15 protein-coding genes are annotated in these 14,652 nt (G+C 72.9%); 12 read left to right on the forward strand and 3 right to left on the reverse strand.

The features are described 5' to 3' along the window. The first annotated feature begins 7 nt into the window (after positions 1 to 7). Genes ACH4RC_RS22740 through ACH4RC_RS22755 form a run of 4 tightly spaced genes read left to right on the forward strand, consistent with a single transcriptional unit; the run spans position 8 to position 4,456 of the window. Entirely contained in the window at positions 8 to 1,378 is a 1,371-nt protein-coding gene (locus ACH4RC_RS22740) for an aldehyde dehydrogenase family protein (RefSeq protein ID WP_398203764.1), read from the forward strand. Then, positions 1,375 to 2,169: a 3-oxoacyl-ACP reductase gene (locus ACH4RC_RS22745; protein ID WP_398203767.1), complete on the forward strand. Its 795-nt coding sequence runs from the start codon at positions 1,375 to 1,377 to the stop codon at positions 2,167 to 2,169. Before ACH4RC_RS22740 ends, ACH4RC_RS22745 begins: the two co-directional genes overlap by 4 nt. A gap of 31 nt (positions 2,170 to 2,200) precedes the next feature. Beyond that, on the forward strand, positions 2,201 to 3,484 hold the full coding sequence (locus tag ACH4RC_RS22750) for a haloacid dehalogenase-like hydrolase (protein ID WP_398203769.1): 1,284 nt from the start codon (positions 2,201 to 2,203) through the stop codon (positions 3,482 to 3,484). A gap of 36 nt (positions 3,485 to 3,520) precedes the next feature. Next, the gene (locus ACH4RC_RS22755) at positions 3,521 to 4,456 is read left to right on the forward strand and encodes a DUF2510 domain-containing protein (RefSeq protein ID WP_398203771.1); all 936 of its coding nucleotides are present in this window, start codon (positions 3,521 to 3,523) and stop codon (positions 4,454 to 4,456) included. A gap of 16 nt (positions 4,457 to 4,472) precedes the next feature. Here ACH4RC_RS22755 and ACH4RC_RS22760 read toward each other — a convergent pair whose 3' ends face one another. After that, positions 4,473 to 5,675 (reverse strand): amino acid deaminase/aldolase, encoded by a 1,203-nt coding sequence (locus ACH4RC_RS22760; RefSeq protein ID WP_398203774.1) that lies wholly within the window; start codon positions 5,673 to 5,675, stop codon positions 4,473 to 4,475. A 619-nt stretch (positions 5,676 to 6,294) separates the two neighbouring features. Between ACH4RC_RS22760 and ACH4RC_RS22765 the strand changes: the two genes are divergently transcribed. Continuing rightward, positions 6,295 to 7,167 (forward strand): hypothetical protein, encoded by an 873-nt coding sequence (locus ACH4RC_RS22765; RefSeq protein ID WP_398203776.1) that lies wholly within the window; start codon positions 6,295 to 6,297, stop codon positions 7,165 to 7,167. Beyond that, on the forward strand, positions 7,164 to 8,324 hold the full coding sequence (gene mycP / locus ACH4RC_RS22770; protein WP_398203779.1) for a type VII secretion-associated serine protease mycosin: 1,161 nt from the start codon (positions 7,164 to 7,166) through the stop codon (positions 8,322 to 8,324). The genes ACH4RC_RS22765 and mycP overlap by 4 nt, the downstream gene beginning before the upstream one ends. Before the next feature lie 26 nt (positions 8,325 to 8,350). Here the strand turns inward: mycP and ACH4RC_RS22775 are convergent, their stop codons facing one another. Further along, a complete protein-coding gene (locus ACH4RC_RS22775; protein ID WP_398203782.1) occupies positions 8,351 to 9,298 on the reverse strand; it encodes a serine hydrolase in 948 nt (315 codons plus the stop codon). Positions 9,299 to 9,394: 96 nt separating this feature from the next. On the opposite strand from ACH4RC_RS22775, the gene ACH4RC_RS22780 reads away from it, so the two are divergent. Further along, positions 9,395 to 10,129 carry an SseB family protein gene (locus tag ACH4RC_RS22780; protein WP_398203784.1) on the forward strand — a complete coding sequence of 245 codons (735 nt, stop codon included), beginning with the start codon at positions 9,395 to 9,397 and terminating at the stop codon, positions 10,127 to 10,129. 5 nt (positions 10,130 to 10,134) lie between these two features. On the opposite strand, the gene ACH4RC_RS22785 is transcribed toward ACH4RC_RS22780, so the two are convergent. Further along, positions 10,135 to 10,515 (reverse strand): DUF1844 domain-containing protein, encoded by a 381-nt coding sequence (locus ACH4RC_RS22785; protein ID WP_398203786.1) that lies wholly within the window; start codon positions 10,513 to 10,515, stop codon positions 10,135 to 10,137. Positions 10,516 to 10,914: 399 nt separating this feature from the next. Here ACH4RC_RS22785 and infC point away from each other — a divergent pair, with 399 nt between their 5' ends. From infC to ACH4RC_RS22810, 5 genes are all read left to right on the forward strand, one after another. Beyond that, the gene (gene infC / locus ACH4RC_RS22790) at positions 10,915 to 11,586 is read left to right on the forward strand and encodes a translation initiation factor IF-3 (RefSeq protein ID WP_398204184.1); all 672 of its coding nucleotides are present in this window, start codon (positions 10,915 to 10,917) and stop codon (positions 11,584 to 11,586) included. Positions 11,587 to 11,709: 123 nt separating this feature from the next. Next, the gene (gene rpmI / locus ACH4RC_RS22795) at positions 11,710 to 11,904 is read left to right on the forward strand and encodes a 50S ribosomal protein L35 (protein WP_003977225.1); all 195 of its coding nucleotides are present in this window, start codon (positions 11,710 to 11,712) and stop codon (positions 11,902 to 11,904) included. A 100-nt stretch (positions 11,905 to 12,004) separates the two neighbouring features. Continuing rightward, on the forward strand, positions 12,005 to 12,391 hold the full coding sequence (gene rplT, locus ACH4RC_RS22800) for a 50S ribosomal protein L20 (RefSeq protein ID WP_006350245.1): 387 nt from the start codon (positions 12,005 to 12,007) through the stop codon (positions 12,389 to 12,391). 170 nt (positions 12,392 to 12,561) lie between these two features. Next, positions 12,562 to 13,392 carry a TrmH family RNA methyltransferase gene (locus ACH4RC_RS22805; protein WP_398203789.1) on the forward strand — a complete coding sequence of 277 codons (831 nt, stop codon included), beginning with the start codon at positions 12,562 to 12,564 and terminating at the stop codon, positions 13,390 to 13,392. Positions 13,393 to 13,494: 102 nt separating this feature from the next. Continuing rightward, a complete protein-coding gene (locus tag ACH4RC_RS22810) occupies positions 13,495 to 14,613 on the forward strand; it encodes an ATP-binding protein (RefSeq protein WP_398203792.1) in 1,119 nt (372 codons plus the stop codon). Positions 14,614 to 14,652: the final 39 nt, after the last annotated feature.

Genomic DNA, 14,652 nt, shown 5'->3' on the forward strand with positions numbered 1-14,652 from the left:
ACTCCCGTTGTCCCAGACAGCACTTGAGGTGCTCGACCCCGCGACCGAAGACCTCGTCGCGACCGTCCCCGCCGCCACCCCCGAGGACATCGACACCGCCGTCGCACGCGCCGCCCGCGCCCAGCGTTCCTGGGCGGCCACCGCCCCCGCCGACCGGGCCCGGCTCCTGCGCCGCTTCGCCGACATCGTCGACCGACACGTCGAGGAACTCGCCCGGTTGGAGGTCCGCGAGGCCGGGCACCTCATCGGCGACGCCCGCTGGGAAGCCGGCAACGTACGCGATCTGCTGCTCTACGCCGCAGGCGGCGCCGAGCGGCTCAACGGGGCGCAGATCCCCGTACCCGGCGGTTGGAACGTCACCTTCCACGAACCCCTCGGCGTCGTCGGCGTCATCGCCCCCTGGAACTTCCCCATGCCGATCGCCGCATGGGGCACGGCCCCCGCGCTCGCGGCAGGCAACGCCGTCGTCCTCAAGCCCGCCGAGACCACTCCGCTGACCGCGCTCCGCCTCGCCGAACTCGCCCTGGAGGCCGGTCTGCCCGAAGGGCTCTTCCAGGTCGTGCCCGGTCGCGGGAGCGTCGCGGGCCGCGCCCTCGTCGACCACCCGGACGTCGCCAAGATCGTCTTCACGGGGTCCACGCGCACCGGCCGCGAGGTCATGCAGCGGTGCGCCGCCCAGGTCAAGCCCGTCACCCTCGAACTGGGCGGCAAGAGCCCCAACATCGTCTTCGCCGACGCGGACCTCACGCCGGCCCTCGACCCGTTCTCCTTCCTCGACAACTCGGGGCAGGACTGCTGCGCCCGCACCCGCGTCCTCGTCCAGGAGTCGGTGTACGAGGAGTGCGCGGCGCTGCTCACGGAGGCGATCGGAGCCGTCGTCGTCGGCGCTCCGCTCGACGAGAAGACGCAGATGGGGCCGCTCATCTCGCGTCGACAGCTCGACCGCGTACGGGGCATGGTGCCCGACGCCGCCGACGGCATCCGGGGCAGCGCGCCCACCGGCCCCGGGTTCTGGTTCCCGCCGACCGTGCTGACCGGCGAGGCGGCCGGCTCCCCGGCGGCCACCGAGGAGATCTTCGGGCCCGTCGCCGTCCTGCTCCCGTTCACCGACGAGCAGGACGCGATCCGCCTCGCCAACGCCACCCCGTACGGGCTCGCCGGGTCGCTCTGGACCCGGGACCTGGGGCGCGCCCTGCGGGTGTCCGCCGCCGTCCGCGCCGGGAACCTGTCCGTGAACTCCCACTCGGCCGTCCGCTACTGGACCCCGTTCGGCGGCGTCAAACAGTCGGGGCTCGGGCGCGAGCTGGGGCCGGACGCGCTGACCGCCTTCACCGAGACCAAGAACGTCTTCATCAGCATGGAGGGCCCTTCCCAGTGACCGGATCGCAGTCGCAGGAGAACATCTGCCGCCGTCTCGTCGGCCGCACCGCCGTCGTCACCGGCGCCGGGAGCGGCATCGGCCTCGCCACCGCCCGCCGCCTCGCCTCCGAGGGCGCCCACGTCGTCTGCGGCGACATCGACGAGGCGACGGGCAAGAAGGCGGCCGAGGACGTCGGCGGCACCTTCGTGCGGGTCGACGTCGTCGACGCCGAGCAGGTGGAGGCGCTGTTCAAGGCCGCGTACGACACCTACGGCTCCGTCGACATCGCCTTCAACAACGCGGGCATCTCACCGCCCGACGACGACTCCATCCTCGACACGGGCCTGGAGGCGTGGAAGCGCGTCCAGGACGTGAACCTCACCTCCGTGTACCTGTGCTGCAAGGCGGCGATCCCGTACATGCGGCGCCAGGGCAGGGGCTCCATCATCAACACCGCGTCGTTCGTCGCGCGGATGGGCGCCGCCACCTCTCAGATCTCGTACACCGCCTCCAAGGGCGGCGTCCTCGCCATGTCGCGCGAGCTGGGCGTGCAGTTCGCGCGGGAGGGCATCCGGGTGAACGCCCTGTGCCCGGGCCCGGTGAACACCCCGCTCCTCCAGGAACTGTTCGCCAAGGACCCGGAGCGCGCCGCGCGCCGCCTCGTGCACATTCCGGTCGGGCGGTTCGCCGAGGCCGACGAGATCGCGGCCGCCGTCGCCTTCCTCGCCAGCGACGACGCGGCGTTCGTGAACGCCACCGACTTCCTTGTCGACGGCGGCATTTCGGGCGCGTACGTCACGCCTCTGTAGGGGACACGCCAGGTAGGTGTACGGTCCCCGAATGCGTAACAGAAATGTTGCCGCGTGGACCTCGGCCGTGGTCACCTCCCTGGTGGCCGCGGCTCTCGTCTCTCCTGCGGCCGCCGCCACGTCCGCGTCCCCCGCCACGCCCCGGGCCTGCCCGCAGCTGTCGAAGAAGCTGCCGTGGTACGGGCACAACCGCGCCAGGCTCCAGCGCATGATCGACGAACGGGGCACCTGCGACGGCCATCGCGGGCCGCGTCCGGTCGCCGCGTTCGACTGGGACAACACCGTCTCCAAGAACGACGTCACCGACGCGACCATCGCCTGGTCCCTCAAGCACGACAAGATCCTGCGCCCCGCGAGCTGGAAGAAGACCAGCAAGTGGCTGACGGACGACGCCGACAAGGCGCTCACCGCCGCCTGCGGCACCCGCGTCCCCGTCGGCTCCCCGCTGCCGACCTCCACCGACACCGACTGCACCGACGAGATCTTCAACATCCGCGAGTCCGGCAGGACGATGAGCGGCGCCGCCGCCTTCGCGGGCGACTGGAACCACCGCCGCACCGTCCCCCAGTATGCCTGGGTACCGCAGCTGTTCGCCGGGCACACCGTCCCCGAGCTGGAGTCCTACGCGGCCGCCGCCCGCAAGGAGGCCCTCGCCGCACCGGTCGGCGCCACCCAGAAGCTGGGCACGCACACCATCCCCGGCTACGCCCGCTACTACGAGCAGCAGCGCGACCTCATCCGTACGCTCCAGAAGGCCGGCTTCGACGTCTACATCGTCTCCGCAGGATCCGAGCCGGTGACCGAGGTCTGGTCGCGCGGCGTCGGCATCGACCGGAAGCACACCGTCGCGATCCGCTCCGTACTGGACCGCGAGGGCCGCATCACCACGTACAACGAGGGCTGCGGCGGGATCGGCAGGACCCAGGGCGAGGCCATCCCGTACATCGACGGCAAACGCTGCTGGATCAACCAGGAGATCTACGGTGTGAAGGGCAAGGCCGCCTGGAACAAGCAGAGTTCCGGCAAGCGCATCGCGCTCGGCGGCGGTGACGCCGACACCGACGTGACCTTCGTCGGCGACGCGACCGGCGCCCACCTCGTCCTCAACCGGAACAAGAACGAGATCATGTGCCGCGCCTACGACAACGCCGACGGACGCTGGGTCGCCAACCCCATGTTCATCGAGCCGCTGCCGCAGAAGCCGGGCACGTACCCCTGCTCGACCGCGGCCTACAACCTGCCGGAGGGCGGATTCGGCCCGCTGCACCGGGAGGACGGCTCGGTCGTGCCCGATCAGGTCGACTCGGTGCACTGACCCACGGGCCGGGCCCGTGCGCCCTACAGTGCCGGGATGAGCGTGACACCGCCGCCCGGCTGGTACCCGGACCCGCACGCCCCGGCCACCGAACGCTGGTGGGACGGGGCGGCGTGGACCGAGGCCCGCAGACGGCCGGTGCCGCCGGTGCCCGCCCCGGCCCCGGGCGGCGGCGGCCGTGCCAAGGTCGTCGCCGTCGCCGCGGCCGGGACCGTGCTGGTCACGGCCATCGTCGCGGGCGTCGTCGGGGTGCTCACGGATGACGGGGGCGGGGACGCGGGCGGGGCCGGGGCACGCAACGGGCCCACGGCGCGCCCCGCTTCGTCGTCCGCGCCCTCCGCGGCGCCGTCCCCGTCCTCGTCCTCGTCCCCGTCCTCGTCCTCGTCCGAGGACCCCTCCCGCGTCACCGACCAGCTCAACGGGGTGACCCTGCCCGTCGTCCCCGGCTGGCAGAAGGCCGAGAACGTCGCCGACGGCGACGTCCTCCTCACCACCCCGCGCACCTACACCTGCCCCTACGACGAGGGCCTGTGCCGCCGCGGCACCGTCGCCACGCGCACCGTGACCGGTGTGCCCGCCGGGGCCACCCTGAAGTCCCTGGCCGGGCAGGACGTCTCCGACACCGCCGACCTCGCGTACGACACCAACGCCGTCGGACAGCGGCCGTTCGGCGGGATCACCGCCCACAAGGTCGTCGCCGCGCGGCAGGTCGCGGTCGCCGGACGCGCGGGCTTCCTCGTCCGGTGGAGGGTCACGACCGCCGAGGGCCCCGGCGGCTACGTCCAGTCCGCCGTCTTCCCGTCCAGCGTCGGCTCCGAGTCGCTCGTCGCCGTGCGCTGCACCCTGGACGTGAGCGACGCGGCCCCGCCGCTCTCCGACCTCGACAGAATCGTCGAGGGCATCCGCCCGGCGGGCGCGGCGGGCGGCGGCGGGGGAGTGGGCAGCAGCCTGGGCCCGCCGCCGTCACCGTGACGCGTGACGGGGCCGGTCAGAGGAAGGTGTACCCCTCACCGCGGTACGTGGGCACGGTCTCGGCGACCGCGTCCCCCTCCACGAGGTGCAACGCCTCGAACCGCTCGCACAGTTCACCGGCCTTCGCGTGCCGGAACCACACCTTGTCACCGATGAGCAGATCGTCGGCGGCCGACCCGAGCAGCGGCGTCTGCACTTCGCCGGGCCCCTCCTGGGCGTCGTAGCGCAGCCCCTCCGGCAGATACGGCACCGGGAGCCGGTCCGGGCCCGCCGCGCCCGACGCCGGGTAGCCGCCGCCGAGCACCGTGACGACGCCGACACCGGGCCTGCGCACGACCGGCTGTGCGAACAGCGCGGCCGGACGCCCGCTGAAGGAGGTGTAGTTGTCGAAGAGACGCGGCACGTAGAGCCCCGAACCGGCGGCGATCTCGGTGACCGAGTCCTCGGCGGCGGTGTGCTGGACGCTGCCGGTCCCGCCGCCGTTCACGAACTCCAGGTCGGGCGCGACCGCGCGGACGGCCCGCACCACCTCGGCACGGCGCACGGCCAGCTCCTTGCGCGCCGCGGCCTGCATCACCCGGATCGCCCGCGACCGCAGCGGACGCCCCGCCAGCGCGTCGCCGACCCCGGCCACATGCCCCTCGTACGCCATGATGCCGACGAGCCGGAACCCGGGCCTGCGCCCCACCGACCGGGCCAGCTCGGCGAGTTGGGCCGGGGTACGCAGCGGCGAACGCAGGGCGCCGATCCGCACCCGCCCGCCGAGCACCTGCCACGAGGTGTCGAGCTCCAGACACACCCGGATCTCTTCACGCCCCCCGTCCCTGGCGCCGTCGATCAACTGCAACTGCGCCGGATCGTCGATCATCACGGTCACCGCGGCGGCCAGCTTGGGGTCGTGCGCCAGCTCGGCGTAGGCGGCCCGGTCGGCCGACGGATACGCGAGCAGTACGTCCTCGAACCCGGAGCGCGCCAGCCAGATCGACTCCGCGAGCGTGAACGACATGATCCCGGCGAACCCGTCCCGGGCGAGGACCCGCTCCAGCAGGGCCCGGCACCGTACGGACTTGCTGGCCACCCGGATCGGCTTCCCGGCGGCACGGCGCAGAAGATCGTCGGCGTTGGCGTCGAAGGCGTCCAGGTCCACGAGCGCCAGCGGGGCGTCGAGGTGTGCGGTGGCCCGGTCGAAGCGGGCCCGGTCGGCGGCGCGCGGTGTCATGGACGCAGCCTGCCAGACCCGATTACCGCAGGGTAGAGGGACGTTCCGGGCAGATCGGCCGCGCGCGCGGACTGTGTGACCCGGTCCATGGGCGGGCCCGTTAGAGTGACGCGCACGCAGGCTGAGGAAACGGGGAGGCATGAGCACGGAAGCCCGCAGCGTCCCGCCGCGCCCCTCGACCCCCCCACGCCCGGCCCAGCCCCCCGCGACGCCACCGATGCCGTCATCCCCACCCCCGCCGTCCCCGTCCTCCCGCCTCCCGGACACCCCGCCATCACCGTCGGCTGCCCACCCGGGAACCCGAGCGACACCCCTCTCACCCGAGACAGGCCCGGCCAGGGGCGCGGGGAACGGCGCGAGCAACCACGACGGCGCCGCACGGGCGAACAACACGACAGCCCCCCGGCCGATGCCCCTCCCGCCTGAGGCAGGCCCGGCCAGGGGCGCGGGGAACGGCGCGAGCAACCACGACGGCGCCGCACCCGCCACGAACACGACGTCCCCCCACGGCGCGTTCGCGCACCAGAACGAAACCACCACCCGCCTACGCCCGATCCCCCCGACCATGGCCCCGCCCCCGCCCCCGGCCCCACCGACAACCCCGCCGGCCCGGAGGCTTGTGGCCACAGTCGACCTCACCCCGAACCCGGACACGGCCGGCAGGCCCTTCGTACGGTTCGCCCGCCCCGAGCACTACGACGACAGCACCACCCGCCTCCGCCCCATCGGCACCCGCCTGCGCCCCCGCGCGGCCGCCGCCGCGGCCTGCCTCGTCCTCGGCCTGGGCCTGATCGGCGGCGCGGCCACCGGCACCCTTCTGACCGTGGACGACGGCGACGCCGCCGTCTCCGCGCAGAGCGCCTACCGCGACGCCGCCGAACTGTGGCACGCCATCCCCGTCGACCAGCTCTTCCCCCGCACCCTGAACGGCGAGGGCGCGGGCCCCGGCGGAGCCGACCGCACCTGGACCCGGATCGGCGTCGCCCCCGACAGCGACTGCAAGGACGCCTTCGACCCGCTGCTGAAGAAGGCGCTGCGCCCCGCGGGCTGCCTGCGCCTGCTGCGGGCGACTTACACGGACGCGACCCGGTCCAGCGTCACGACCGTAGGCCTGCTGTTCACGGGCGCCGACGCCGAGACGGCCAAGTCGCTGCGCACCCGGTTCACCGAGGAGGGCCTGGACCGCCGCACCGACCTGCTGCCCCGCCCGTACGCCGTCCCCGGCACCGACGCCGCCCATTTCGGCGACGCCCAGCGCGCGTCCTGGACGCTCAACGTCCTCACCGACGCCCCGGTCGTCGTCTACGCGGTGAGCGGCTTCGCCGACGGCCGCACCGTCGCCGACCCGCAGCCCGCCGCCGAGGCCATGAAGACGGACGCCACGACCGCCCCCGCCCAGGCGGGCCTCGGCCACGAGGCGCAGGGCGTCGCCGACCGGGTCGAACGCGGGCTGCGCAAGGCCGTCCAGAAGTCCACGGAGCAGACGTCATGAACCGCCTTCGCCGGATCGCCGCCCTCACCGGCGCCGCGGCCCTCGCCCTGCTCCCGGCCGCCGCCGCGCACGCCGACTCGGTCCGCGCCCAGCAGTGGGGCCTCAGCGCCCTGCACACCCAGGAGGCGTGGCGCACGACGAAGGGCGCGGGCGTCACCGTCGCGGTCCTGGACACCGGCGTCGACGACCAGCACCCCGACCTCGCGGGCAACGTCCTGGCGGGCAAGGACCTCATAGGCTTCGGCGCCGGACGGGGCGACGCCTCCTGGGCCCACCACGGCACCGCCATAGCGGGCATCATCGCGGGCCACGGGCACGGCGCGGGCAACGGCGACGGCGTCATCGGCATCGCCCCGGAAGCGAAGATCCTCCCCGTCCGCGTGATCCTGGAGGACGGCGACAGCTCCCGCGCGAAGGCCCGCGAGACCCGCGGCGACGCCCTCGCCGAAGGCATCCGCTGGGCCGCGGACAACGGCGCCGACGTCATCAACCTCTCCCTGGGCGACGACTCCCCGACCGCCCACGCCGAGGCGGGCGAGGACGAGGCCGTCCAGTACGCCCTGAAGAAAGGTGTCTCCGTCGTCGCCTCCGCGGGCAACGGCGGCAAGAAGGGCGACCACATCTCCTACCCGGCGGCCTACCCGGGCGTCATCTCCGCCACGGCCGTCGACTCGGGGGGCAGCCGCGCGGACTTCTCCACCCGCCGCTGGTACGCCAGCGTCGCCGCGCCCGGCCGCTCCATCGTCACCGCCGACCCCGACCGCAAGTACTACTCGGCGTGGGGCACCAGCGCCGCCTCCGCGTTCGTCTCGGGCGCCGTCGCCCTGGTCCGCGCCGCGCACCCGGGCCTGAGCCCCGCCCAGATCAAGCAGCTCATGGAGGACACGGCCGGGGACCCGCCGGCCGGGGGCCGCGACGACTCGCGCGGCTTCGGCATGGTCGACCCGGCCGCCGCGATCACCGCGGGCGCGAAGCTGAAACCGCAGAGCCTGACCTCGGCCTCGTACGGCGAGAAGTACTTCGGCCCGGGCCCTGACGACCCGGACGACACCGAACCGGCGGGCTGGGTCGCCCCCGTCGCCTACGTCCTGGGCGCCCTGCTCCTGGGAGCGGCGTTCCACCTGTGGCGCACCCACCGCCTCAGCCGCCGCCGCTGACCACCGCCTCAGCCGCAGCCTCAGCCTCAGTCGCTGTCGCTGTCGCTGTCGCCGACGACCTTCACCGCCGCCTTCGCCACGTCCTCCACCAGCGAGATCCCGTCGTCCTTGGTGGTGCTCCCGTCGGACACCACGGCGACCAGGTACCGCTTCCCGGCCACGCTGACCCGCCCCACGCTGTTGATGTCCCACAGCTCGGTGGTGGACCGCCGCAGCCAGCCGTTCTTCAGCTCGGTGGTGGTCCCGGCCGAGGCCGCCGCGGAGACGCCCCACGCCTGATCGGCCTCTACGCCGCCCATCAGCTCCTGCACGTACGCGCGCGACGCCGCGCTCAGCACCGAGTCGCCGACGCCGAACACCTGCCTGAGCAGGACGAGCTGATCGGCGGCCGTGGTCTGGGTGAGGCCCCACAGCGGTCCTTCGCCGCCTGTGGTGCCGGTCAGGCCGAGGCGCTCGTTGGCCGCGCCGAGGCCGTCCGCGCCGCCGATCGTGTTCCACAGGGCGGTCGTCGCGTCGTTGTCGCTGCGCTCGATCATCGCGGTGGCGTACGTCTTCTCCTGGGCGGTCAGCGCCCGGCCCTCGTCCTGCGCCATCAGCAGCAGCGCGGCGAGCACGTCCACCTTCACGATGCTCGCGGTGTCGTACGTCCCGTCGCCGGACGCGTACGAGGCGCTCGTCCCGCCGGCCACGTCGAGCACGGCCACGGACACCTCGCCGTCGTGCTCGCCGGTCACCGCGCGCACGGCCTCGGCGAGCTGGGTGTCCCGGTCCACGGAGCTCCTCTCGGGGGCGGCCTCCGAGGTCGTCGAGGTGGTCGAGACCTTGGAGACGAGCGCGGCCGCGTCGTGCGCCTGCGCCTTCACATAGACCGTAGTGCCGGCGGTGGCGGCGAGGAGCACCGCCGACGCGACGGCGGCATGGAGGGCAGGCCGCCTGCGACCGGTTCCGCGGGGTTCATGAGACGCGTGGGACATGAGGCCGATGCTGCGGCGCCGTCCTGTGCGGACCATGAGCCGCACCTCAGGGTCTGCTGAGAATGTGCCCCCGGCGGCTCGGTAGGGTCGGTGACCGTGGCGAACAAGAACATTCCCGACCCCGGCTTCTCCGACGACGACGGCACCGCGGACCCGCGCCTGGCCGAAGCCCTGACCGCCTGGGAGAAGGACCGCACGGCCCACGGCCCGGTCCTGGAGGCGCTGAAGGGGGCCCGCCTCCTGGTCCCCGTCGTCGCCGTCCTGGGAGAGGTGGAGGAGGACGAGAACGGCTTGCGCCGCGAGAAGACCAGCGACATGGCCGTCCCCACCCTCAAGGCGGGCAGCCGCACCGCGCTCCCCGCCTTCACCTCCACCCGCTCCCTGGCGCTGTGGGACCCCGAGGCCCGCCCGGTCGCCGTCCCGCTGCACCAGGCGCTCCAGGCCGCCGCCCACGAGAAGGCCGACACCGTCGTCCTCGACCTCGCGGGCCCGGTCCCGTACGAGATCACGGGCGCCGCGCTCTACGCCCTCGCCGAGGGCCGCACCACCGCCGACCCGCTGGCCGACCCCGCGGTCACCGGCGCCGTGCGCGCCGCGGTCGCCGCCGAGCCCGCCGTGCACCGCGCCCACCTGGGTCCAGGACCGGCGGACGGCGTTCTCGCCCTGGTCCTCGCGCCCGGCGCCGACCCGGCGACGACGGCCCGCGCCGTGGCCGGGCGCATCGCCGCCGACGAAACACTGAGGGCCCGCCTGGTGCGCGGCCTCGACCTGGCACTTCTGCCGGCCGAGGCGACGCCGCCGGGCGAGCCCCTCTTCGTACGGGAGAGCTGAGCGGGCTAGCCGTAGATGGCGCCCGTGTACTTCTCGCCCGGGCCCTGGCCGGGCTCGTCCGGGACGAGCGACGCCTCGCGGAACGCCAGCTGGAGCGACTTCAGGCCGTCGCGCAGCGGCGCCGCGTGGAACGAGCTGATCTCCGTGGCGCTGCCGTCGAGCAGGCCGGCCAGGGCGTGGATCAGCTTGCGGGCCTCGTCCAGGTCCTTGTGGGCGTCGCCCTCCTCGGTCAGGCCCAGCTTCACCGCGGCGGCGCTCATCAGGTTCACCGCGACCGTCACGATGACCTCGACGGCGGGCACCTCGGCGATGTCGCGGGTCAGCGCGTCGTAGTCGGGCGTCTCAGGGGCAGCGGACGAAGAGGCTGCGGGGGTGGGCTCACTCATGCCCCACACGATATGCCGCCCGCGCCGCACCGCCGTCCGCGCACCCGGTTGGGCCCATCCCCCAAGTGCTGCTAACCTTGTGTAACGACCGGCCGGACACCCACGTCCTCGCCCAGCGAGCGATCTGAGTACCCGGCCCACAAGTGGAGGCTCCGATCTCCCACCCGACCACCCTCACGGGCGGCGGGTCACCGGTCAGGCGGTCCCCATCGTTCCGTACGGACGATGGAGCCGTCCGAGTCTGCGCCCCGCGGTCCACCGTGGCGGTGCTCCGGTAGTTCTTGGAGCCCCGCATGTGTACCGTCCGGGGCATTTTTTGTGCGTCGGCGCGGTTGGTAGTCATCAGAAGATACGCGGCGGTCCGCCAGGCCGTCGCGTGGTGCTAACCGAGGAGGATCCATCAGCGCCGAGCCCCGCATCAACGACCGGATTCGCGTTCCCGAAGTGCGTCTTGTCGGTCCCAGCGGCGAGCAGGTCGGGATTGTTCCGCTTGCCAAGGCCCTTGAGCTCGCTCAGGAGTACGACCTCGACCTGGTCGAGGTGGCGGCGACAGCCCGTCCGCCCGTCTGCAAGCTCATGGACTACGGCAAGTTCAAGTACGAGTCGGCCATGAAGGCCCGTGAGGCGCGCAAGAACCAGGCGCACACGGTCATCAAGGAGATGAAGCTCCGGCCGAAGATCGACCCGCACGACTATGACACCAAGAAGGGTCACGTCGTCCGGTTCCTCAAGCAGGGCGACAAGGTCAAGATCACGATCATGTTCCGTGGTCGCGAGCAGTCCCGGCCGGAGCTCGGCTACCGACTGCTGCAGCGTCTCGCGAACGACGTCGAGGACCTCGGTTTCGTGGAGTCGAACCCGAAGCAGGACGGCCGAAACATGATCATGGTCCTCGGTCCGCACAAGAAGAAGACCGAGGCGATGGCCGAGGCCCGCGAGGCGCAGGCCGCCCGCAAGGCCGACGCGAAGGCCAACCCCGGCAAGTCGCAGAACGCGGCCGAGGGCGAAGCCGCCATCGAGGACGCCGAGGCGCCCGCCGAAACCCCCGCCGAGGCACCTGCCGAGGCATGATCCGACGGCGTACAGCCTGTGCGCCCCGGATACCCACTGACACAACTGACGTTCCCACACGGCCGGTCCGGGCCCGCGGCACGGACCGGCCGGGGACGCCACTGACGAGGAGAGAACGGCGCTATGCCGAAGAACAAGTCGCACAGCGGTGCCAGCAAGCGCTTCAAGATCACCGGCTCCGGCAAGGTGCTCCGTGAGCGCGCCGGCAAGCGCCACCTGCTCGAGCACAAGTCGTCCCGCGTGACGCGCCGCCTCACCGGCAACGCCGAGATGGCCCCGGGCGACGCCGCGAAGATCAAGAAGCTTCTCGGCAAGTGACCTGCCGGCGCTTCGGCGCCGCGCACGTCGGCTGAACCGGGACCTATTCGAATTCGGGCCGGGTGAGTACCACCCCGGCCCCGCTACAAGGAGTTAACAAGTGGCACGCGTCAAGCGCGCAGTCAACGCGCACAAGAAGCGTCGGGCGATCCTCGAGCAGGCCAGCGGCTACCGCGGTCAGCGTTCGCGTCTGTACCGCAAGGCCAAGGAGCAGGTCACCCACTCCCTGGTCTACAACTACAACGACCGCAAGAAGCGCAAGGGCGACTTCCGTCAGCTGTGGATCCAGCGCATCAACGCCGCTGCCCGCCAGAACGGCATGACGTACAACCGCCTCATCCAGGGTCTGAAGGCCGCCAACATCGAGGTGGACCGCAAGATCCTCGCGGAGCTGGCCGTCAACGACGCGAACGCCTTCGCGGCGCTCGTCGAGGTTGCGCAGAAGGCGCTGCCCGCGGATGTCAACGCGCCCAAGGCCGCGGCCTGACACTCCGCTGAGCCGGTGTAATCGGACCCGCAGGTCAGCTGGCCTGCGGGTCCGATGCGTTCGGCCTTCCGTCTGCCATCGTCTGTCGTGTGCCGTGCGCCGGTCGTACGTGGCTGGTCGCGCAGTTCCCCGCGCCCCTTCCGGGGCGCTCTCCTCCCAGGTGAGTTCTCATGGTTGCCGCTCCTGAACCGATCTCCCCCAAGTCGCCCCGGGTCTCCGCTGCCCGGCGGCTTGCCAAGCGGAACTTCCGGGGGAAGGAGCGGCTGTTCCTCGCCGAGGGGCCGCAGGCCGTGCGGGAGGCCGCCGCGCACGGGGCGCTGGTCGAGATGTTCGCCACCGCCGACGCCGCGGAGCGCTACGCCGGCATCGTCGCCGAGGCCCGCGCGATCGACGCCCGGGTGCACCTCGCCCACGAGGACGTCATCGCCGACATCTCCACGACCGTGACCCCGCAGGGGCTCGTCGGCATCTGCCGCTTCCTGGACACGCCGTTCGAGGAGATCCTCGCCGCCCGGCCCAGGCTCGTCGCCGTACTCGCCCACGTACGGGACCCCGGCAACGCCGGGACCGTGCTGCGGTGCGCCGACGCCGCGGGCGCCGAGGCCGTCGTGCTCACGGACGCCTCCGTCGACCTCTACAACCCCAAGGCCGTACGGGCGTCGGTCGGCTCCCTGTTCCATCTGCCGGTGGCCGTGGGCGTCCCCGTCGAGCAGGCCGTCGCCCGGCTCAAGGACGCGGGCGTACGCATCCTCGCCGCCGACGGAGCGGGCGAGGACGACCTCGACGACGAGCTGGACAAGGGCACCATGGGCACCCCGACGGCCTGGGTCTTCGGCAACGAGGCGTGGGGGCTGCCGGAGGAGACCCGCGCCCTTGCCGACGCCGTCGTCCGCGTCCCCATCCACGGCAAGGCCGAGAGCCTCAACCTCGCCACGGCCGCCGCCGTCTGCCTCTACGCCTCCGCGCGCGCCCAGCGCGCCCCCGGCGGGTGCCGGCACTGAGCCCCCGAGGCGTCCGCGGTGACTGGTAGTCGGTCACTCGTGACTAGTAGGGTGGCGAACTCGGGGCCCACTGCGCCGTTTCGAGAGGTGGGGTACGGGGAGATGACGGTCCGCACCAGCAGGACAGCAGGGGTGAGCACACCCCCTGGGGCCCTCACGCCCGGTCCCGCCGGAGCCGGCCTGACCCCCGACGACCTGCCCGACGGACTCGTCGTCGCCGACGAGAGCGGCCACGTCGTCTGCTTCAACCTCGCCGCCGAACGCATCACCGCCGTGCCCGCCGCCCGCGCCCTCGGAGCGCCCCTCGACCGCGCGCTGCCCCTGGAGGACCTGGAGGGGCGGCGCTGGTGGCAGCTGACCGACCCGTACGGCGGGCTCGCCACGCGCGTCGGGCAGCCCGAGCGGAATCTGCTTCTGCCGGGTGGGCGTGAGGTCTTGGTCAGCGCCCGTTACGTACGCACCCGGCCCACCGGGCCCGTCCGCCGCGTCGTCGTCTCGCTCCGCGACACCGAGGCCCGGCGCAGGACCGAGCGCAGCCACGCCGAGCTGATCGCCATCGTCGCCCACGAGCTGCGCTCCCCGCTGACCAGCGTCAAGGGGTTCACCGCGACGCTGCTCGCGAAGTGGGAGCGGTTCACCGACGAGCAGAAGCGGCTGATGCTGGAGACCGTCGACGCCGACGCCAACCGCGTCACGCGGCTGATCACCGAGCTGCTCGACATCTCCCGCATCGACTCGGGCCGCCTGGAGCTGCGCCGCCAGCCCGTCGACATCGGCGCCGCCGTCTCCCGGCACATCCAGGCCCATGTCGCCTCGGGCCAGAGCGCCGACCGGTTCCTGCTCCGCGTGCGCCAGCCGCTGCCCGATCTGTGGGCCGACCCGGACAAGGTCGACCAGGTGCTGAGCAACCTGCTGGAAAACGCGGTGCGGCACGGCGAGGGAACCGTCACCATTGACGTGGAGCCCTCCACGACGGCCAGGGAATCGACCTCGGTCACCGTCAGCGACGAGGGCCCGGGCATTCCGGAGGAGTCCATGAACCGCGTCTTCACCCGCTTCTGGCGGGGCAGCAAGCGCGGCGGCACCGGGCTCGGCCTCTACATCGTCAAGGGCATCGTCGAGGCCCACGGCGGCACCATCACCGTCGGCCGGGCGCCCGGTGGCGGCGCCCGCTTCCGATTTACGTTGCCCGTGGCGGCCCCGGCGTACCTCAGCGCCTGAGCATCGGCCCCCACGGGCGCATTCACACACGTCACCCCC

This window comes from Streptomyces sp. NPDC016845 (genome assembly GCF_044332585.1).
In the GTDB taxonomy this organism is placed as follows: Bacteria; Actinomycetota; Actinomycetes; order Streptomycetales; family Streptomycetaceae; genus Streptomyces.